The following is a 22,152-nucleotide window of genomic DNA, read 5'->3' on the forward strand; positions in this document are numbered from 1 at the left end:
ACTAAAACCTTCTTAACACCATATAAATAAAGAATATTCCACCGACAAACTCGAGTACTACAGACAAGGTACCCGCTTTATTCAATCCATATTCAAGAACTAACTGTCCGCCCACTAATGCAATCACACCGAGTAGGAAAGAAACAGGCAATAAATAGCGATGCTGGCTGCTTCCTGCGATGTAGTAAGCCAAGTTAGCCACCATCAAGCCGAGGAACGTTAGCGGGCCCACCAGCGCCGTGGAAATTGCCACTAAGACAGAAATCAGTAATAAGATGACGGTGACTTGCTGACGGTAGTTAATCCCTAAGTTCACCGCATTGGCTTGTCCCAGTGCGAGCACGTCAAAGCAGTAACGCATACGCCAAAGCAGAATGCCCACAATCACGGTGATCACCAACGTGAATAGAATCAGCTCCGGCGTTCCTTTGGTAAAAGTCGCGAACATCCGACTTTGCAAGATGGAAAACTCATTCGGATCCATTAATCTTTGCAGCAAGGTCGCCAAACTGCGAAACAGTGTTCCGAGGATAATTCCCACCATCAACACTAAGTTGATATTCATTTTGACGGAGATAAACAGCCAGCGGTACAGCAGTACGGAAAAAATCACCAGCAGGGAAGATTCCAATAAAAACTTACCAATATTCAACAGCCATGATGCGGGAAAACTATCGGTATAAAACACAAAGATAGTTTGCAGCAAGATGAACAATGCCTCTAACCCCATAATGGATGGCGTCAGAATTTTGTTATTGGCGATAGTTTGAAACAGAACCGTCGACACCCCAGAGCCAAACGCCACAATGATCATTGTCAGAACGATATAACCACGATGGGGCAGGATATACGCAAGATTACTGCCCAAATTAATGGTCATGTATAAAATGATCGACAGCACTGACAGCCCAGCCAATAAACCGATGCGCTGGATTGGCGTGAACGTTCTTTTCACTGGCAAACTTAATGAATTAACTTTTTCCATAACGCTGATGCTTTAACAAGAGATAAAGGAAAATAACCGCGCCGACGACACCTAAAATCACACTCGCAGGAATTTCAAACGGATAGCGAATTAGGCGACCAATAATGTCACACAGCAGTACTAAGCCGCCGCCTGCCAAACAGATCCACGGGATAGTTTTACGAATATTGTCCCCCATCATCAAGCTAATCAGGTTTGGGACAATCAATCCTAAGAATGGCAACGCACCGACAACGACCACGACCACGCCGCTGATTAAGGCGATAATAGATAACCCGATGGTCATCACTTTCTGGTAATTCAAACCGACGTTAACGGAGAACTCACGCCCCATCCCTGCCACTGTAAAGCTATCAGCAATTAAGCAGGCTGCCAGTGTTAAACCACCCACCAGCCAAAGTAGCTCATAGCGACCTTGTAAAATGCTGGAGAAATCGCCGCTCATCCAAGCACCTAGGGATTGAAGCAGGTCAAAATAGTAGGCGGTAAAAATGGTGAGTGCGCTGATCACGGCCCCAAGCATAATACCGACTAGCGGCACTATCAGGGCGGATTTCAAAATAATCCGGCGTAAAATCAGCATAAACAGCGCTGTGCCTAGCAGTGCAAATCCGCTCGCCACCACCATTTTGGTCATGATAGAAGCGGTTGGATACAGGATCATCACGAACAGTAACCCAAGGCTCGCTGATTGTGTGGTACCCGCAAGGGAAGGTTCGATAAAACGGTTTTGGGTGAGTAGCTGCATAATCAGCCCCGCGACGCTCATGGCGCTTCCTGCAAGGATCAGGGCGGCTGTGCGAGGGATACGGCTCACGAAAAAGATATCTTGCATCTCGGGATCGGTGAAAAGCGAAACGGGTGACACGTCACCCGCTCCAATAAACAAGCTTAATACCGCTAATACCAATAACGCGATGATACCAAAAGAGAGATAAAGCGTTTTCATTGATTAATTCGTTTTTTTCTTCTCTAAAGCTTTGTTTACATCATCCATTAATTGGGAATAGGTTTGGATACCACCAGCGATATAAACCGCTGAAGAATCTAAATAAGCCACTTGGCCTTTTTCCCATGCGGAGGTTTTTCTAACTAATGCGTTGTCTAACACGTCTGCCGCAGGCTGCGCATCTTTCGCACCAATCGCGCCATCACGGTCGATAACAAATAACCAGTCTGGGTTCAGTTTTAATAACAGTTCTGAGTTCACGATATTACCGTGACGACCAGTATCTTCAGTGAAGACATAAGCCGGTTCGAAACCTAATACATCAAAGATAAAGCCAAAACGGGAACCTGGACCGTAAGCTGAAATTTTACCACCGCTCACTAAGATCACCATCGCCTTGCCAGCTTCAGGGGTTTTGTCTTTGATATCATTAATTTTGTTTTTGAAGTCAGAAACGAGTTTATTCGCTTGTTCTTCTTTACCAAATAAAGAACCTAACAGCGCAGTACGCTCCATCAGGCTATCAATAAAACGTTTGTTATCAATATCCAGAGAAATCGTTGGTGCGATACCGCTTAATTTGTCATAAGCGTCGCGAGCACGGCTACCACCTAAAATCACATCAGGTTTTGCACTGCTGATAGTTTCATAAGCCGGCTCAAATAAGCTCCCGCCATTAACATATTCTGAGGTGCTATATTTCTCTAAAAACTGTGGAAAATGGGCGTTAGTTTGTGGAACACCAATCACCGGAATACCCAGCGCATCGATGATGTCTAAGGTTTCCATGTTCATCACAAACGCACGTTGTGGATGGCTAGGAATTTCAGTTTTGCCTTGAGCATGTTCAACGACAATTGTTTGTTTTTCAGCTGCTTTTTCTGTTGCTGGCTGCTCGGTCGTTGGCGCTGCTGTTTGTGTTTGCTGAGCGTCATCACAACCCGCTAACGCAACAACGGATAATAGGGCAAACCCTGAAACTAATGCTTTTGCGAACATCTAAATTCCTCCACCTTTCAATGTGATTATCGTTAGTCACGTTACCCATGACCCGAAGATGGCGGATATCTTACATGAAACATAGCGCTAATGATATTAGTTTGCATTTGCATTTCGTAAAATAATGATACATCGCACAAAAACACACATTGCCTATATTTAAAGCGACTTACTCACATCTTATTTTGATTAGGGAGAAAACAAATGGCTCAAGCCTGGTGGAAATCTGCGGTGGTATACCAAATCTACCCCAAAAGCTTCTATGACCATAATGGCGACGGTATTGGCGATCTTGCTGGTATCACCGCCAAGCTAGACTATATCCAATCTTTAGGCGTAAACGTGATTTGGCTATGTCCAATTTTTGCATCGCCGATGAAAGATAATGGCTATGACATTGCCAACTATGACAGCGTGGATCCGGTTTTTGGCAGCAATGATGACCTTGATATTTTAATCAGCCAAGCTTCGCAGCGTGGCATTAAAATTCTGCTGGACTTAGTGCTTAATCACAGCTCAAACCAGCACCCTTGGTTCGAAGCTGCCCTTGCCGACCCAAACAGTCCTTACGCCGACTATTACCAATTTATTGAATGGGATAAACCCACTCCACCGAACAATTTACGTACCTATTTTGACTGCCCAGTCTGGACTCGAGTTCCCGATAGTAATCGCTGGTACTTCAACTCTTTCGGCCCCGAGCAACCTGATCTTAATTGGGAAAATCCACAATTGCGCCAAGAAATTATCCAAATGATCAATCGTTGGATAGCTAAAGGGGTTGCAGGATTCCGCATTGATGCCATCGGCAATATAAAAAAGTCCCCTGAAGCCCTCTCGCCTTACCAGTTCCCTCCCGATCGGGAAGATGGCACCGCGTTTTTAGTCCCTTGGGTGGTGAACCAACTGGGAATACACGAATTTTTAAAGGAGCTCGCGAGCCAAACCTTCCACCCTGCGAACTCAATGACGGTGGCTGAAATCGATGTTCCACCGCAAGATCTTGCGAATTATATTGGTGAGGACGGCTCATTCTCTATGGTGTTTGATTTCAGTATTGCGGATCTCGACATTGCCAAGCAGCCCCCGTTTTCCATTGTTCCAATCACTGGTGAACGTTTGAAACCTGTTTTTCTAAAAAGCCAGCTCACAACCCAGCAAGTTGGTTGGGGCGCGCCTTATTTAGAAAATCATGACCAACCGCGCTCTCTGAACAAATTCTTACCGAAAGGCGCCATCTCCCCTGTCGCCGAAAAAATGTTGGCGATGTTCTTACTGACTCAGCGCGGCACGCCATTTATTTATCAAGGGCAAGAAATTGGCATGACGAACTGCCCAATGACGCTCAACGAGCACCACGATCTGCATCTCTTTAAACTCTACCAATGGGGTCAAACGCACGGATACTCTCATACCACCATGATGAACTATTTTACCCAACGCAGCCGCGACAATGCACGAACACCATTTCAATGGAATAACCAGCATCATGGCGGATTTACCACAGGCACCCCATGGTTGAAGGTCAATCCCAATTACCGAGAGGTTAATGCCGCCGCCCAACAGCAGCAACCCGATTCACTTTTCGCGTTTTACCAGCAATTAATTACCCTGCGCCGCCATTCGCCAATTAGCGATATCTTGGTTGAAGGCGAATTCTCAGAAATCAGCGCCCCTGAACCTGTTATTGCTTATCGCCGAACATTAGGCTCACGCGCCATCGATATTTACTGTAATTTCAGCGATAAACCGCAGGCTATTCACCAAAATTATCGCCAAGTGCATTTAAGCAATATCGCAAATACCCATAATGACAATATCCATAACGACAAGCAGCAAATTATCCTACAGCCTTATCAATCAATAATTTTTGAAGTAGAGAAAAGCGAATAATTAAATAAATCACTCTGAATAGGCGTAATTAAAGATAAATAATCACCCGATATTTCGATATCAATCATAATCGGGTGATAATCATTAAATTAAGCATTTAATTACGTTGAGTATTATTAATTGATAACTTAATAATACTATTCAAAAACAAATTAACTCATTGTTAAATAACGAATTTAAAAACTTTTAAAGCTAAATATGTGAAGCCTATCAAATACAAATTAAATAATTTAAGTAAAGTTTAAATTGCTCATTTCACTTTTCTTGAGGTTATTTATTTGCCAACTAATAATCGCGAAGTTATTTCTCAAATAACTTCAGGGCGTCATTCTGCGGAAATATCCATCGTAGAAACCCAAGCAATTAAAAAGCACACTGATGGCTTTGGCACTCTCATTCGTGACATAGATGGCTGGCTACTGGCAGAAGGCACCCATCTACGTCCCTATGAATGTCTTGGTGCCCACCCCGTCAACTTCGACGGTGTTGATGGGGTGATTTTTTCTTTATGGGCGCCCAATGCTCAACGGGTCTCAGTTGTTGGCGAATTTAATCAGTGGGATGGGCGTATTCACCCAATGACATTGCGCCATGAGGTGGGTATTTGGGAACGGTTTATTCCTGAGGCCAAAATTGGGCAAGCGTATAAATATGAATTACAAGATAACCGAGGCTATATGCGGGTCAAAGCCGACCCTTACGCACTGAAAAGTGTGCTATTTCCCCATGTAGAATCAGTGATAACGGCCTTGCCAGACAAACAAACACCGCCGCACTCCACCACTGCAAGTTCGCCACTTTCCACGCCAATCTCAATTTACGAAGTGCATTTAGGCTCTTGGCGCCGTCACCCGCACAACAATGGCTGGCTCAGCTACCGACAACTGGCGGAGCAACTTATTCCTTATGTGGCGGAAATGGGATTTACCCATTTGGAGCTGTTGCCCATCAGCGAACACCCGTTTGATGGCTCTTGGGGCTACCAACCTATCGGACTCTATTCCCCAACCTACCGTTTTGGTAGCGTTGAGGATTTTCTCTACTTGATTCAAACCGCCCACCAGCATCACCTTAAAGTGATCCTCGATTGGGTACCTGCCCATTTTCCCAATGATGAATATGGGTTAATCCAATTTGATGGTACCGCGCTGTATGAATATGCGGATCCGCGCGAAGGCGTCCACCAAAACTGGCATACTTTGATTTATAACTACAGCCGCTATGAAGTGGCTAACTTTTTGGCAGGCAATGCCCTCTATTGGCTAGAGCGTTTTGGTGTCGATGGGCTGCGTGTCGATGCGGTTAGCTCGATGATCTACCGCGATTACAGCCGCGAAGAAGGAGAATGGGTACCCAACAAATGGGGCGGCAAAGAGAACCTCGAAGCTCTCGATTTTCTACGTTATACCAACCAAATTGTTCAACAGAACTGCCCCCATGCGTTAATGATAGCCGAAGAGTCAACCGCCTTTCCCAATGTCACAGGCTCTATTGAAAACCACGGTTTAGGTTTTGATTTCAAATGGGATTTAGGTTGGATGCACGACACTCTACGCTATATGTCCCTTGACCCGATTTACCGCCAATATCATCACCAACAAATGACCTTTGGTATGTTTTACGCCCACAGCGAGCATTTCGTTTTACCCCTTTCCCATGATGAAGTGGTGCATGGCAAAGGGTCACTCCTCGGCAAAATGTCCGGCGACACATGGCAAAAATTCGCCAATTTACGGGCTTATTACGGGTTTATGTGGGGACATCCGGGTAAAAAACTGTTGTTTATGGGAGGAGAATTCGCCCAAGGGCGAGAGTGGGATCACGACACAGGGCTGGATTGGCATTTACTGAACCCTGAATATGATGGCTGGCATACAGGTGTACAGCACCTTGTACGTGATTTAAATCACTGTTATCAGCAGCATCCACCTCTGTACCAGCTCGACTACTCCCCACGAGGCTTCGAATGGTTGGTCGTTGATGACCATCAAAATTCAGTATTCGCCTTTGTACGGCGCGATGCTAACAATCATGAAATTCTGGTGGTCGCCAACTTCACCCCCGTTCCCCGCGAAAACTACCGCATCGGCGTTCACCAATCGGCTTGCTACCAAGAAATTATCAATACCGATTCTCACTATTATCGTGGCAGTAATGTGGGCAATCAGGGGGCAATATCCACCCAGCAAATAGCGGCTCACGGTAAAAATCACTCCCTAAATATTACGCTTCCCCCTTTGGCTACCCTGTATTTGAAACGGGCGGATTTGGAAACGGGAGGCACCGAATGACACATTTTAATTTTCGGCAAGGTCACGCTTCCCCCCTTGGCAGCCACACGGACGAACACGGCGTCAATTTTGCGGTCTATAGCGAACATGCAGAACACATTGACCTGTGCGTGTTGGACTCACTCGGTAATGAAACTCGTTACTCGCTCTATCGGGGGGATAACCCTATTTGGCATGGTTATTTAATGGGGGCAAAAGCGGGCCTGCATTATGGTTATCGCGCCAGCGGGAAATGGGAAGCGCAAGCAGGATTATTGTTTGATGAAGCCTACTTACTGATTGACCCTTACAGCCGCGAACTCAGTGGTAAACAGCATCCTTACTCCGTCGTCAGCCATGAACCTTATGACTGGCAAGGAGATGCCCCTCTTCATACTCCATGGTCAAAAACCGTGATTTATGAAGCCCATGTTCGGGGGCTTACCATGCTACACCCTGACATTCCGCCAGCCTTGCGTGGTAGCTATGCGGCTCTCGCACACCCTTGCATAGTCCAGCATTTAACGAGACTTGGTGTCACGGCACTGGAGCTGCTCCCTGTGCAGTTTCATCTGGATGAACCGCGATTACAGGCTAAAAATCTCACTAATTATTGGGGCTATAACACGCTGGCACCGTTTGCGATTGAGCCTCAACATTGGTCTGGGCAAGCAGGTTCTACGCCACTCAGTGAGTTTCGCGATATGGTCAAAACCCTGCATCGTGCTGGCATTGAAGTTATCCTCGATATTGTGTTTAACCACACGGCCGAATTAGACCGTTCAGGGCCTTGTTTATCGTTTAGAGGGTTAGATAACCCCACTTATTATTGGTTAAACGATAATGGCGAATATGCAGATTGGACGGGCTGCGGCAATACACTGAAATTGTCCCACTCGGCAGTAAGCCAATGGGTGCTCGACTGCCTGCATTTTTGGGCAATTGAATGCCATGTTGATGGATTTCGCTTTGATTTAGCCACTATTTTGGGAAGAACGCCGGAGTTTAATTCCCATGCTCCACTGCTTAAGGCTATCACCCAAGACCCCATTATTGGGCAACTTAAACTGATTGCCGAACCTTGGGATCTCGCCAACAACGGTTACCAATTAGGGCAATTTCCACCGCCTTTTGCCGAATGGAATGACCAATTTCGCAATGACTGCCGTCGTGCTGTTTTATATCGTGATATTCCTATCGGAACTTTGGCAAGCCGCTTAGCAGGCTCGCGGGACTGTTTTTCACACTCCCGCCTTTCACAGAATGATCGTCCTAGTTTTGTTTCAATTAACCACACCACCGTTCACGATGGCTTTACCCTGCGAGATTTAGTCAGTTTTAATCACAAGCATAACCATGCCAACGGTGAAAGTAACCAAGATGGTACCAACCACAACAACAGTCATAATCATGGTTTTGAAGGGTTAAATGCCCCCGAGAAAATAGCGCAGGAACGCCAAAAGAGCCAACGTCATTTATTCAGTTTGCTGTTCTTGTCATTAGGCACTCCGATGCTACGTGCAGGAGATGAATTAGGGCATAGCCAACAAGGGAATAATAACGCTTATTGCCAAGATAACCCGATAAGCTGGCTTAACTGGCAGGAAGCCGATCACTCGCTTATGGAATTTACCGCACAACTCGCCGCATTGCGCCAGCAGATCCCTGCACTGACATCGGGGCAATGGTGGCATTCACTGCCGCCCAATAAAACCATTGAGTGGCTAAATGCCCAAGGCTCCCCCATAACCCTTGAACAGTGGCAGCAATCATGCCCCATGCAAGTGTTACTTTCTGGTCAATGGCTATTACTGATTAATTTCACTGAGCAGCCCCATTCGCTCACGCTTCCCGAGGGGAATTGGCACCCTGTCCCGCCTTTTCATTTCCACTTGCTTAGCTCTATTCCCCCAAAAACCTTCGTGGTCATGCAACGCCACGAATTTTCGCAAAGTGCCATTAAGGAATTGATATGTTAGAGAAAATGCCTTTTTATGCCTACCCAAATTCTATTTCGAGGCAGCTATTAGCCAAAGAACTTCCGAGCAATACGGTTGCGCTTATCTTGGCGGGTGGTAAAGGCTCTCGTCTCAAAGACCTGACTCAGAAGCAGCCAAAACCTTCACTCCACTTTGGCGGGAAATTTCGAATTATTGATTTCACCTTATCTAACTGTATTAATTCCGGTATTTATCGCGTCGGTATACTGACCCAATACTATTCTCATCACTTAATCCAACATATTCAGCACAGTTGGTCATTTCTAAACGGAAAAACCAATGAATTTATTGAAATTTTCCCTGCTCAACAGAAACAGGATGCCGAAGATTGGTACCAAGGTACTGCCGATGCCATCTTTCAAAATCTCGATGTGATTAGCCAATATCAAGCCAAATACATCATTGTGTTAGCTGGGGATCATATTTACAAAATGGATTATTCACGCATGTTGCTCGACCATGTAGAAAAAGGAAGCCAATGCACGGTGGCCTGTATTGAAGTGCCCTGTAGCCAAGCGTCTGAATTTGGCATCATGGACATTAACGATGACGAACAAATCATTAATTTTATTGAAAAGCCTCAATTTCCCCCATCGATGCCGGGGAAGCCTTATGTCGCATTAGCCAGTATGGGCGTTTATGTTTTTGATGCCCAATACCTCTACCAATTACTTTCTGAAGAGCAGCAACAGCAGAATACACAGCATGATTTTGGTAAAAACTTAATCCCTAAAGCGGTACAGCAAGGCAAGGCTTGGGCGCACCCGTTTAGCCGCTCCTGTGTCTATTCTGATTTTAATATGGATGCATCTCCCTACTGGCGCGACGTAGGCACCATTGATGCCTACTGGAACGCCAATATTGATTTAGTTTCAGCGAAGCCCGCACTGGATATGTATGATCCCCATTGGTCGATTCGGACGGGTCACTCCCCATTGGCACCAGCTCGGTTTATTCAAGGTGAGTCACAGCAGCCCCCTCAGATTACCAACACATTGATTAATGCAGGCTCCATCGTCGAAGATGCCAAAATTACTAACTCCGTCATTTTCCAAAATGTCCGCGTGAATGCTCACAGCCAACTCAACGCCTGCGTGATCCTCCCCGATGTCTCTATTGGATATGCCTGCCGCTTACAACGCTGCATTATCGATAGCGGCTGTGTGTTACCCAACAAACTGGTGATTGGTGAAGATCCACAATGGGATGCCCAACATTTCTACCGCTCGGAAGGTGGCGTCGTCCTTGTCACTCAAACAATGCTCGATAACCTTGCCGCTTAAAGGAGACTCAGATGCGCATACTTCATGCTGGCTCAGAATTATTTCCACTGCTAAAAACAGGCGGATTAGCGGATGTGCTCGGTGCATTACCTCAAGCTCAAATCGCTGAAGGGGCGGATGTCCGTATCGTATTACCCGGTTTTCCTGCGCTACTGGATGCCGTTCATCACACCTTGGTTGGCAACCATATCAATACATTTGCAGGCCCCCTCACTCTGCGTTTTGGCCATTATGATGGCGTCGGCCTCTATTTAATTGACGCCCCGCATCTCTATCAGCGTACAGGCAGCCCCTACCACGACAATAATCAACAAGAATACAGGGACAACTATCTGCGCTTTGCCTTATTAGGCTGGATAAGCTGCGAACTTGCCTGCGGTTTTGATGCCGCTTGGCGACCCGACATTATTCACGCCCACGACTGGCATGCGGGACTATGCGCCGCCTATCTCGCCGCCAAAGACTACCCTGTTCCTTGCGTATTTACCGTCCATAATCTGGCTTACCAAGGGCTATTTTCGGCAATCCATTTTCCTGAGTTGCAGCTGCCTAACGGATTTTATTCCCCCGAAGGCTTAGAATTTTATGGGCAAATTTCCTACCTCAAAGCGGGGCTGTTCTACGCCAATAAAATCACCTTTGTTAGCCCCACTTATGCCAAAGAAGTGACTACTCCCGAATACGGGTATGGGCTCGCCAGTTTATTGAAACAGCGCCAATCTCAAGAAGATATTTTGGGGATCTTAAACGGCGTGGATTACCAAGTTTGGGATCCGCAGCTTGACCCGTTGATCCCCCATAATTACGGGCGGCAAAATATGCTCGGCAAAGCCATCAGTAAAATGACCCACCAGCGAGAAAACAAACTTAATGTCACCGATAAAGTGCCATTATTCGGTGTTGTCAGCCGCCTCAGTACACAAAAGGGATTAGACCTCTTGCTGGAAGTGATCCCCGATTTGTTGCACCAAGGCGGACAATTGTCGGTCTTAGGCAGTGGCGATGCTGATTTACAGCAGGCCTTTGAGCAACTTGCCGACCAATTCCCAAAACAGGTTTCTGTCCTTATTGGCTATGACGAACCCCATGCCCATAAATTGATTGCTGCCGCTGATGTGATTGTGGTGCCTAGCCGCTACGAACCTTGTGGGCTAACCCAACTTTATGGTCTGAAATATGGCGCTCTCCCACTGGTTCGCCACACAGGCGGGCTAGCCGATACCGTCACCGATTGCTCCCTCGAAAATTTAGCAGATCGCACAGCAACTGGTTTTGTCTTTCATGACTATCACGGTTATCGCTCCCACCATGGAAAAGCTACCGAACTCAATGATGCTGTACGTCGCGTTTTCGCTCTGTGGAATGAACCGACTCGCTGGAAACGCGTACGCCGCCAAGGTATGCAGATGAATTTTAGCTGGCAATCTTCCGCCCAAAAATACCTTGCGCTTTACCAGAACTTAATTGAGCCAACGCTTCATTCCCCAACGATGGAAGGTGCTAACCATGAATGATCCATTTACCATCCAAAATCGCGAGCAGCGGATCAAAACACTGATCGACTCCATTCAAACCAAATTGAAATTTATGATTGGTAAAGACCCCATTATTGCCACCCAGCATGATTGGCTCAATGCCATCTCTTATGCTATTCGCGACTTAACCGTTGACCGTTGGTTACGCGCTATTCGCCGATCTTTATCCCAATCCAATCGCGCTGTCGCTTACCTATCTATGGAATTCCTGATTGGGCGCACCCTCTCCAATACTTTATTAAATTTAGGTATGTATGAGGATGTGGCTGATGCTTTGAAAAAAATGGGCTTTGAACTGGGTGCTATTTTAGAGGAAGAGGATGATCCCGGTTTAGGCAATGGCGGTTTAGGGCGTCTTGCCGCCTGCTTTCTAGATTCTCTCGCTACCTTAAAAATTCCTTCCGTTGGGTTTGGAATTCGCTACGAATATGGCATGTTTCAGCAAAATATTATTGATGGTCAACAAGTTGAGTCCACCGATCGCTGGCTACAATATGGCAATGCATGGGAGTTTCCACGCTATAACCTTAGCTACAAAGTCCGCTTTGCCGGCCGCCTTCAGCAAGAAGGTAAAGTCGTTCGTTGGGTGGAAACTGAAGAAGTGCTTGCTCGCGCCTATGACCAAATCGTGATGGGCTATGGCTGCGACGCCACCAACACCCTACGCCTATGGTCTGCCCATGCCACGAATGAAATGAACATCAACAAATTTAACCAAGGGGAATACTCGGCCGCCGTTGAAGATAAAAATTTCTCTGAGAATGTCTCCCGTGTGCTCTACCCCAATGATTCTACGGAATCGGGGAAAATTTTGCGCCTTGGGCAAGAGTATTTTCTTGTATCAGCAACCTTGCAGAATATCCTCGATGTCCATTACCGAGTCCATGGCACGTTGAGTAACCTTGCCGATAAAGTGGCAATCCATCTGAATGATACCCATCCTGTTTTAGCCATTCCTGAACTGATGCGCTTGCTTATCGATGAGCACGAATATGAGTGGGAAGCCGCATGGCAAATGAGTGAAAGAATCTTTTCCTACACCAATCACACTCTGATGGGTGAAGCATTAGAACGATGGTCTGTGGACCTTCTCGGGCGATTGCTCCCTCGCCATCTACAAATTATCTTTGAAATAAACGACCACTTTCTCACTAAGATCAAACAGTGTTACCCCAATAACCCAGAACTTTTAACCCGCCTATCTCTGATTGATGAATCCCATGGACGCTATGTTCGCATGGCATGGCTTGCCGTCGTGGGTAGCTACCAAATCAATGGCGTGTCAAAGCTGCACTCTGAGCTCATGACGCAAGAAATTTTTGCTGATTTTGCCAAAGTATTTCCTGAGCGTTTTAGCAATATCACCAATGGTATTACCCCACGCCGCTGGCTGGCGTTGTGCAATAAACCCCTAGCAAGCTTGATTGATGAAACCATCGGTGAAAGTTGGCGGGAAGATCTCACAGAGCTTTCGCGCCTACAGCAACGCACCGATTTTCCGCTATTTATTGAGCGGTTAAAAACCTGCAAGTTAGAAAACAAAGTTGCTCTCGCCGACTATATCGCTAAAAACGTCAATATCATCGTCGACCCTCACGCTATGTTCGATGTACAAATTAAACGTATTCATGAATATAAACGCCAATTACTCAATATCTTGCAAGTCATTGGACGCTACCAGCGTATCTTGCAACTTCCCGAAAAAAATTGGGTTCCGCGCGTGGTGATTTTTTCAGGAAAAGCCGCCTCATCCTACGTTAACGCCAAAATGATTATCCGACTCATCAATGATGTCGCTAACGTGATTAACCATGACGCCCGAATCAAAAACCGCTTAAAAGTGATTTTTATTCCAAATTACAGCGTGAGCTTAGCGGAGTTAATTATTCCCGCCACCGACTTATCCGAGCAGATATCCCTTGCAGGAACTGAAGCTTCTGGAACAGGTAATATGAAATTTGCCCTCAATGGCGCATTGACCATCGGCACATTAGACGGTGCTAATATTGAAATTCGCGAACATGTTGGCGAAGACAATATGTTTATCTTTGGGCATACCGCCGAGCAAGTTAACGCGATTCGCACACAAGGCTATGACCCACGAAAGATTTACCAAAATCATGAAGATCTGCACAATGTCCTCAATTCCCTCGTTTCGGGCATTTTCAGCCCCGATGACCCTAACCGCTATTACCCGCTTTATGATTCTCTGATTAATTTTGGCGATCATTACCAATTGCTTGCCGATTACCACTCTTACGTTCAAGCCCAAGATGCCGTCGATAAGCTATATCAAAACCCAACGTTATGGACGCAAAAAACACTCAATAATATCGCCAATATAGGTTATTTCTCTTCCGATAGAACCATTAATGAATATGTTGAAAAAATATGGCGAATGAAACCCACTCAGTGAAATAAAAAAACATGATTAAACTGCCCAGAGATTTAACGTAAATACTCGCGTCAGGTTTAAAACTTTGAAGATCAAAAAAATGCATCAATACGCTGTATATGCGTATTTTTGCAGTTTTATCATTCGTTAATTTTATTTTTATATTTTTTTATATTGAAAATATACTTAATATTATTTTCAACTTATTTAAATTTAAAAAAACTTAACTAATTAAAGCTTAATTATATAAAAAAAACCAAATCAAAATCCCTATTCATTATTTTATTAATGACATTCAATTACCTTTGCGATTAGTATAATTAAAACCTAATAATAAAAATTCAATATCTACGTAAACTTTACGTAGGTTAATAACCCTACACGCAGCAATGCTATATTTCATAGGAAGTCATTATGAATAAAGTTTATAAAACTATTTGGAACGACGCGATAAAGTCGTGGGTTGCCGTACCTGAAATAACGCAATCCGGTTCTAAATTAAAAAACTCAACAGACAATAAGATTAATCCAAAAAATAAAGGCAATAGTAAAAAAGAAAATATTTTAAGAATATTCAGTATAAAAAATATTGTCATTACTTTATCCGCTCTATTTCCATTAATTGCTAATGCAGTGGTTAGTGATAAACTAACAGTAAGAGTCGATGACGACGTAAATATGGTTGCCGTTTATAACATCGATATTGATAAAAAATATTTCCCTAATGCTAAATGGAATCCGAATAACTTATCTAACCTTTATTTATCTGAAACCATTGTTGTAGGAAAAGATTCATCTATAGCGAACTCATCAACAGATTCAAAAACGACCTCCACAGGCGGAACCGTGGTTTTCGGCCCAAACTCAGTCGCTTATGGTTTTGGTAACACGGCATTTGGCGCCGGAACTTATGTCAGCTAAGGCGGTACTGCGGTGGGAGTTGCAACCATCGCAAATAACTTAAGTACCAGCGTTGGGCGCAGTGCGGTTGCTGAAAATAATGGTGTCGCGATTGGTCGTTCTTCCGTGGCCTTCAAATGTTAATGAAGTCTCCTTTGGTAACGATACAATAAAACGTAAGATCACCAATATTGATGCGGGTAGTGCAGATAATGACGCAGTTAACTTTAAACAACTATCCACCACCAATGCGAATGTTGCTAAAAATACTCAAGACTTAATTGATACGAATAATGTATTAAATACAGCAAAAACAGATTTAACTAAGCAAATCAGTGATAATAAAACCGATGCTAACAATCAAATAACTACCGTAAATAATAAAATAACCCAGATTAATAATGGGAAATAGGTCTTGTTAAAATTAACAGTGCCAATAACCTTATTACTGTGGCCAGTGATAAACTTGGAAAAATAGTTAGCTTCACCGGCTTAAATGGCGATCGTAAATTAACGGGCATTGATAAAGGTACAGAAAATAACGATGCCGTTAATGTCAGCCAATTAAATGAAACTAATGCATTAGTCGCCAAGAACACGACCGATATCGCCGATAACAAAACCGCGATTGATAAGAACACCACCGACATTGCCGATAACAAAACCGCTATCGATAAAAATACCCAAGACATCTCCAAACAAGGTGATGCGCTGAAAGATATTTCCACCAATTTAGAATCCGGCACCTTAGGCCTCGTTCAGTTGTCGGCTAACGGTGAAGAAGTGATCCTCAGTGACAAAGCCAAAGATGCCAAAGCGTTTAATATCGGAAATAAAACCCTGAACGGTGTGAAAGCGGGTAAATTAAGTGCAGACTCCACCGAAGCGGTGAATGGTAGCCAGCTCCATGCCACCAATCAAACAGTGAAAACCAACACTGACAATATTACCAAGAATACAAACGCTATCAGCCAAAATACTCAGGATATCGCAGAAAATAAAAACGCGATTACCACCATCACCAAAAACATTGATTCTGGCTCGTTAGGATTGGTGCAATTAAGTGCAGACAACCAGAAAATAGTGTTGAACAACAAAGCTGATAGCGCCCGTGTATTTGAATTTAACAACCGGACATTAAGCGGCGTATCGGCAGGCCGAGTAGCAGCGGACTCTACAGAAGCGGTCAATGGTAGCCAATTGCATTCCACCAACCAAAATGTGGCTCAAAACACGCAAAAAATTCAAGAAAATAGCGACAAAATAGCGCAATACGATACGGCGATTACACAAAATACCAAAGATATCCAAGCCAATACCGATAAACTGACGCAGCATGACAAAATGCTTAACCAGAATAGCCAAGATATTAAGGAAAACACCAACCGTCTAAACGAGCACGATAAGGAAATTGCTCAGAGTAAACAGGATATTAAGGCGAATACGGAAAAACTGGCTGAGCATGATAGCGCCATCAGTAAAAACACTAACGATATTCAGAAAAATACGGCTACGTTAGATAAACAAGGTAGCGAAATTGCGCGTTTATCCTCAGAAATGGGAGATGCCGGAACGCTGAAAATGAGCCGTGATGGTGAAAGCATCAATCTCAGTGATAAGGCAAAAAGCGTCAAATCCATCAATTTTGGTGATAAACAACTTTCCGGTATTGCCGATGCGAAAAATGACAGCGATGCCGTCAATTTAGCGCAAATGAAACGCGGTAATGCCGAAACCTTAAAATCTGCGAATACCTACACCGATGAACGAGTCAATCAGTTGGGCGAATTTACAGAAAATGGTTTAAATCGCCTGAATACCAAAATTGATGATTTAGACAAAAAAGTCGACAAAGGTTTTGCTGCAAATGCCGCACTATCCGGTTTGTTCCAACCTTATGGCGTAGGGAAAATGAACTTAACGGCAGGTGTCGGGGGTTATAAAGATGAATCCGCAGTCGCTGTCGGTATGGGGTATCGCATTAATGAAAATGTCGCTATCAAAGGGGGCGTCGCCGCATCAACGGGTACAGGTTCTTCCACTATGTATAACGCGTCAGTTAACTTTGAATGGTAGTTTGAGTTGATATATGAAGGGGAATACCTATTGTATTCCCCTTTTTGCTATTAATACTCGCTGTAATCCACTTCTTCGTCATTCAGCTCAACCATGACGTCGAAATGTTCCATGATGTCCATAAACGGTTCGAAAATACCGGAAGGAATTAAGATCTCATGGTAGGCATCATTGCCGGAAGTCAGACCCAATAAATAGTAACCAAGGGCTTGTAGTTGCTGATTAGCGCGAACAAAAATTTGGTCTGGTCTTAAATCGTTTTTAGGGTCTTTAACGGCAAAATTTAGCTGAATATCCAACCCTTCAACGTCAACAGCGTCTTCCAAGAAACTCACCGCAGATTCACTGTCTTTCCAGTCTATCCAAAAGCTGTTTCCCATATTCGACCTGACAATAAGATCTGCCATTAAATAGCCAATTTCACCCTCTTCGATACGCTCGACGAACCCCTCTTCGTCTTCACTGATCGACTCTTTTAACTCTTCCTCAAATGAAGAGATATCCGTTTCCATATTCTCGATTGAATCTGGATTTAACAGCTTCGCCAGCTTGTTAACCACCTGCATAATGTCATTGAAATGGTCGAGCGCTTCTGGGTTCATGCCCTGCATCGTTATTCCTTATTTTTAGCGTAATTGGCTGTATTTTCACTAAAATAGGTGATTCGGTATATCGACTAATTCCGATATTTATAGTGAGTTAACCCTGTACTGACGTGCAAATTTCGATCAAAAAGCCATTTAGGTCATGAACATAACCGATGGTTTGTCCCCAAGGCATCTCCTGCGCGTCTTGTACCAACTCAGCTCCGGCTTTAACCGCCTGAGCCAACGCGTTTTGTACATTATCAGTCTCAAAAGCAAGTTCAAAAACAGGGGCGTGTGGATTGGGAGCAACCGCGCCTTTACCTAGTTGATTCATTAACGCCAATGAAGAAAATGAAATCGTTGTACTGCCAGTATCCAGCTCACCATAATCACCACTTTCATGGAGAAACGATTTTTTAAAACCAAAAGCTCGTTGGTAAAAATCGAGGGTTTTCTCAACATTCTCGACATACAAAATAGCGTATTTGAATTTCATTATTTTCTCTCACGTCATAGGAAGTATTAGATAGGGAGTATTAAGCTTTGTCGATATCAAATTGCTTGGCGACATCCACCAGCCATTTTCGGATCACTTTTTCATCAGATTCACTCACTCCACTTAATAACCTATTTTCAGTGGACTTAACAGCCCCTTTGCATTGACGTAATAATGCTTCCCCTAATTGGGTTATTTCAATAATTTGGATCCGTCCATGCTCAGGGTGCGGCAACTTAGAGATCATTCCCGCCTTTTCGAGATTTTTAACAATCACACTCATGGTCTGTGGCGTTAATAATGATAGCCTCGCTAAATCAGCCCCTGAGGCTTTAGGATATTCTGCAACCATTAACAACACAGAAAATTGAGGAAGCGTTACTCCCACATCCTGCAAAACTTGCTCCATGCGAATACGATGAGCCGCATGAGCCTGTCGCAGTAAATAGCCAATATGACCTGATTCCCCACGTTTGCCTTCCCCTATTTCAGGGATCATCGATGTATTAACTTTTGACTTGCGCATAATGTAAGAATTCGAATATTATTATCAGAGTTCTTATATTATCCGTTTGGAGCACATAATGAAACCTGAAATTATAGGAAGAAGTGATTGGAACCAGTTTGAAAAAATCGCCCCTGACGTCGTTGCCGCGATGGGAGAACTGGGAAAAGCCGTTAGCAATTCAGGGCTTGAAAAACCACTTACTGAGTTACTGAAAATACGCGTTTCCCAAATCAACGGTTGCGCGTTTTGCCTGCAATATCACTTAAACTTAGCCCGTAAATTGGGGATTGAAGCCGCTAAATTGGATCTCTTGCCAACTTGGCGTGATGCCGGTATTTATACGCCTCGCGAACAAGCTGCGCTCGCTTGGGCAGAATCACTAACGCTAATGGCTGCTCAGCATGTTTCTGATGATGTTTATCAAGCACTACAGAATGAATTTACTGAATCCGAAATTGCGTTTCTAACCTCAGCGATTGGGGCGATTAACGCTTGGAACCGCATCGCGGGTGCTCTGCAATTTTCGCCACCAATTCCTAAATCGAGTTTGTAACATCATGCATCCCAAGGTGAATACCACCCTTGGGATGGTTGATTAACGGCTATACCGCTGCTGAATAAATTGCGCGCACAGCATCAAGGTTAAACTTATCAATACCGCCAGACAGGCCATCGCCATACCGCTGCCAATGGAACCTTGCTCAAACTGGCGCCAAACAAAAATCGACACGGTTTGCATACCCGCAGGAGCCAGTAACAGCGAAGAAACCAACTCTCGCGATGCCACCGCAAACACCAACATCATCGCCGCCACTAAACTCGGTAAAACTAACGGAAATAAAATCAGTCTCAGTGACGTCATTAACCCAGCACCATGAACCCGTGCCGCATCGGATAAACTGCCGCCAATTTGCGTAAATGCCGCACTGCAATAACGCACGGGATAAGGCAGTAATAAGCAACTATAAGCGAGCAATAAAATACCCCAAGTATGGTAAGGCGTGATGGGCCAAAACGGTTGATTCCACGCCAAAATTAGCCCTACTGCGACCACAATGCCCGGAATGGCGATTGGCAGTAACGAGAGCCCATCCAGCAAGGCAGCACCACGGATCCGCTGCGCGACGACCAGCCATGCACATAAAAAGCCCAATATCCCCGTTAATATCGCGGTTGCCGTGGCGAGAGAGACACTCGTCAATAATGCATCGAGGGCTTCCGTATGGCTATTTAACAACCCAGAAAAATGCCGGAGTGTTAGGTTATCCAGCGTCAATCCGCCAGAAACCGTATTGGAAAATGCTGTGCCAAACATAGCCAGTAATGGCATGCCAACCGCACAAAGCGCCACGAAAGAAAACAAACACACTGCAGGAATGCGCCAAATACCTAATGAGCGAGTCACTAATGCAGCGGCTTTACCCGTATTGGTCGCCACATTGCGCCCAGACACTAACGAACGCTGTAAGGTATAAGCCAATAGCGCCAAACTGGCTAACACCAACGACAGTGATGCCGCTCCCGGTAAATCAATCGGCCAATCGGCAAGTCGCTGCTCGATATCCGTTGTCAGAACCCGAATCCCATTCGGAGAGCCAATCGACGAAGGAATGCCGAATTCTTCAATCGCCAAAGTGAAAACCAGCAATAAGCCTGCTGCAATCGAAGGCAAAGAGAGAGGCAATGTCACTCGCATAAATGCCTGCCATGCGGATGCCCCATGAACTTGTGCCACATCCGCTAGCCGGCTGCCAGTCGCCGCCATACTGCGAGAGACGGCGAAGTAAAGAACGGGAAATAAATTCAATGACATAATCACCACCATTCCCCCAAGGGAAAATAGGGCGCTGCCGGGGCTAATGCCAAACAGTTGCTGAGAATAACCATTCGGTTGCAAGGTTAACATCCATGAAAGCCCTGCGATATAAGGCGGAATTAAAAATGGGATCAAAAACAGTAAGTCCCAAACACGGGCAAAAGGCAGGTTAAATAAACCACGTAAAGCCCCTAACGGAATAGCTATCACGGCACTCACCAACGCCACGCCTAAACCCAATAAAAAGGTATTTTGTAGCAAGTTTGCCAGTTCCGGCTCATTAAATAGATGGATAATCGGCTGGAAAATCTGGCTGAAATCCCCTTGTCCAAAATGCGGAAATAGCGCTTGTAACACAATAAAACTCAAAGGAATAATCACTAAAATCGCCAAGGCGATTAAGATAGAGAATGGCAATAAACGACGTGTCATCATCAGAAAATCAGCTCCTGCTGGGTCGCTAATACCACCCAGCGGCGAAGAAGAGAAAACCGGTTAGCGGAAAATGCCGCTAAAGCGAGATAACACGCTGCTGCGCTCTGTACTGTCAGTGGTCGGCTCTGGCAACAGTCTTAACGTCGAAAAATCAGGGCGCTTACCTGCAACGTCCGTTCTTGCTGGCATCAACCAGGCATCCGCAACGATTTTCTGACCTTCAGGGGAGAGCACGTAATCAACAAAAGCTTTAGCTTCATTTTGCTGTTTACTGCTATTTAAAATCATCATGGGACGTGGCGCGATGGCTGTTCCGCTACTTGGGAAAATCACCTCGATAGATTCACCTTCCGCGATACTACCGTAAGCCACATAGTCGACTGCACCAAATACAGCCGCTTTTGCCCCTTGCAACACAGGCGTTAACGCTTGCGCATTCGGGCCAGAAATCACCATTCCATTCGCTTTTAATTCAGAGAATAGCGTCCACGCAGCTTCTGGTTTCGCATTCTGTAATCCCAACAATAAGTCTAACGATGCCCCTGACAATGCAGGATCTGGCATGGTGACTTTGTCTTTAAAAACTGGCTGCGCTAGATCGGCCCAATCCGTTGGCTTCGGCGTGCCGCTTTTGCTGTTCCAAACGATCCCCAAGGCGGAGATCCCTTGCGCCACATAGTATGGTGTTTTGAATTGCGCAGGCACTTTTTCAGCATTTGGGCTTTCATACGCCAGTAACCAGCCTTTTTGCTGAAGGTCTACCGCGGTATCCCATGAGGCAGAAATCAAGACATCCGCACGCGGGTTGGCCTGTTCCGCTTCTAAGCGCGCCATCACTTTACCGGTCGTTGCCTGAAAAACATCCACTTTCACACCTGTTTGCTTTTCATACCCTGCGGCTAGCTGTTTTGCCATCGCCCCTGGCCCCGCGGTGTAGACGGTCAAGGCATGAGAAGAAACGGAAAATAGTGCGCAGGATAATCCTAAACTCATTGCGATACCTTTCATGGAAAAATGGTTTGATA

At 45.0% G+C, this 22,152-nt stretch carries 17 protein-coding genes and 1 pseudogene; 10 read left to right on the forward strand and 8 right to left on the reverse strand.

Annotated elements, in window-relative coordinates:
* Window position 1 precedes the first annotated feature (1 nt).
* From GKR48_RS09255 to GKR48_RS09265, 3 genes are read right to left on the reverse strand one after another with little or no spacing between them, the layout of a single operon-like run.
* Window positions 2-985 carry an iron chelate uptake ABC transporter family permease subunit gene (locus GKR48_RS09255; RefSeq protein ID WP_154627869.1) on the reverse strand — a complete coding sequence of 328 codons (984 nt, stop codon included), beginning with the start codon at window positions 983-985 and terminating at the stop codon, window positions 2-4.
* A complete protein-coding gene (locus GKR48_RS09260; protein WP_154627870.1) occupies window positions 972-1,934 on the reverse strand; it encodes an ABC transporter permease in 963 nt (320 codons plus the stop codon). The genes GKR48_RS09255 and GKR48_RS09260 overlap by 14 nt, the downstream gene beginning before the upstream one ends.
* A gap of 3 nt (window positions 1,935-1,937) precedes the next feature.
* Entirely contained in the window at window positions 1,938-2,933 is a 996-nt protein-coding gene (locus GKR48_RS09265) for a siderophore ABC transporter substrate-binding protein (RefSeq protein WP_154627871.1), read from the reverse strand.
* A gap of 204 nt (window positions 2,934-3,137) precedes the next feature.
* On the opposite strand from GKR48_RS09265, the gene GKR48_RS09270 reads away from it, so the two are divergent.
* The 9 genes and pseudogenes from GKR48_RS09270 (at window position 3,138) to GKR48_RS18155 (ending at window position 17,285) form a co-directional block, all read left to right on the forward strand.
* Window positions 3,138-4,826 (forward strand): glycoside hydrolase family 13 protein, encoded by a 1,689-nt coding sequence (locus tag GKR48_RS09270; protein WP_154627872.1) that lies wholly within the window; start codon window positions 3,138-3,140, stop codon window positions 4,824-4,826.
* A 314-nt stretch (window positions 4,827-5,140) separates the two neighbouring features.
* A pseudogene (gene glgB, locus GKR48_RS09275) lies at window positions 5,141-7,117 on the forward strand (1,4-alpha-glucan branching protein GlgB); the annotation flags it as partial.
* Entirely contained in the window at window positions 7,114-9,075 is a 1,962-nt protein-coding gene (gene glgX / locus GKR48_RS09280) for a glycogen debranching protein GlgX (RefSeq protein ID WP_154627874.1), read from the forward strand. The pseudogene glgB and the gene glgX, both read left to right, overlap by 4 nt.
* Window positions 9,069-10,379, forward strand: a complete 1,311-nt coding sequence (gene glgC / locus GKR48_RS09285; RefSeq protein ID WP_154627875.1) for a glucose-1-phosphate adenylyltransferase — start codon at window positions 9,069-9,071, stop codon at window positions 10,377-10,379. The genes glgX and glgC overlap by 7 nt, the downstream gene beginning before the upstream one ends.
* 11 nt (window positions 10,380-10,390) lie before the next feature.
* Window positions 10,391-11,893 (forward strand): glycogen synthase GlgA, encoded by a 1,503-nt coding sequence (gene glgA / locus GKR48_RS09290; RefSeq protein ID WP_154627876.1) that lies wholly within the window; start codon window positions 10,391-10,393, stop codon window positions 11,891-11,893.
* The gene (glgP, locus tag GKR48_RS09295) at window positions 11,886-14,330 is read left to right on the forward strand and encodes a glycogen/starch/alpha-glucan family phosphorylase (protein WP_154627877.1); all 2,445 of its coding nucleotides are present in this window, start codon (window positions 11,886-11,888) and stop codon (window positions 14,328-14,330) included. The genes glgA and glgP overlap by 8 nt, the downstream gene beginning before the upstream one ends.
* Window positions 14,331-14,723: 393 nt before the next feature.
* Entirely contained in the window at window positions 14,724-15,230 is a 507-nt protein-coding gene (locus tag GKR48_RS09300) for an ESPR domain-containing protein (protein WP_154627878.1), read from the forward strand.
* 91 nt (window positions 15,231-15,321) lie between these two features.
* On the forward strand, window positions 15,322-15,621 hold the full coding sequence (locus GKR48_RS09305; RefSeq protein ID WP_195848235.1) for a hypothetical protein: 300 nt from the start codon (window positions 15,322-15,324) through the stop codon (window positions 15,619-15,621).
* 38 nt (window positions 15,622-15,659) lie between these two features.
* Complete coding sequence (locus GKR48_RS18155; RefSeq protein ID WP_154627880.1) at window positions 15,660-17,285, forward strand: YadA-like family protein; 1,626 nt, start codon at window positions 15,660-15,662, stop codon at window positions 17,283-17,285.
* Between the two features lie 50 nt (window positions 17,286-17,335).
* On the opposite strand, the gene GKR48_RS09315 is transcribed toward GKR48_RS18155, so the two are convergent.
* The 3 genes from GKR48_RS09315 to GKR48_RS09325 form a co-directional block, all read right to left on the reverse strand.
* The gene (locus tag GKR48_RS09315; RefSeq protein ID WP_154627881.1) at window positions 17,336-17,896 is read right to left on the reverse strand and encodes a DUF6630 family protein; all 561 of its coding nucleotides are present in this window, start codon (window positions 17,894-17,896) and stop codon (window positions 17,336-17,338) included.
* 88 nt (window positions 17,897-17,984) lie between these two features.
* Complete coding sequence (locus GKR48_RS09320; RefSeq protein ID WP_154627882.1) at window positions 17,985-18,368, reverse strand: VOC family protein; 384 nt, start codon at window positions 18,366-18,368, stop codon at window positions 17,985-17,987.
* Between the two features lie 40 nt (window positions 18,369-18,408).
* A complete protein-coding gene (locus GKR48_RS09325) occupies window positions 18,409-18,894 on the reverse strand; it encodes a MarR family winged helix-turn-helix transcriptional regulator (RefSeq protein ID WP_154627883.1) in 486 nt (161 codons plus the stop codon).
* A 58-nt stretch (window positions 18,895-18,952) separates the two neighbouring features.
* On the opposite strand from GKR48_RS09325, the gene GKR48_RS09330 reads away from it, so the two are divergent.
* Window positions 18,953-19,429: a carboxymuconolactone decarboxylase family protein gene (locus GKR48_RS09330; RefSeq protein WP_154627884.1), complete on the forward strand. Its 477-nt coding sequence runs from the start codon at window positions 18,953-18,955 to the stop codon at window positions 19,427-19,429.
* Window positions 19,430-19,471: 42 nt separating this feature from the next.
* On the opposite strand, the gene GKR48_RS09335 is transcribed toward GKR48_RS09330, so the two are convergent.
* On the reverse strand, window positions 19,472-21,124 hold the full coding sequence (locus tag GKR48_RS09335) for an ABC transporter permease (protein ID WP_154627908.1): 1,653 nt from the start codon (window positions 21,122-21,124) through the stop codon (window positions 19,472-19,474).
* 63 nt (window positions 21,125-21,187) lie between these two features.
* Window positions 21,188-22,135 carry an ABC transporter substrate-binding protein gene (locus GKR48_RS09340; RefSeq protein WP_442959366.1) on the reverse strand — a complete coding sequence of 316 codons (948 nt, stop codon included), beginning with the start codon at window positions 22,133-22,135 and terminating at the stop codon, window positions 21,188-21,190.
* Between the last annotated feature and the right edge of the window lie 17 nt (window positions 22,136-22,152).

It is taken from the genome of Providencia sp. wls1943, from assembly GCF_009706275.1.
GTDB lineage: Bacteria > Pseudomonadota > Gammaproteobacteria > Enterobacterales > Enterobacteriaceae > Providencia > Providencia zhijiangensis.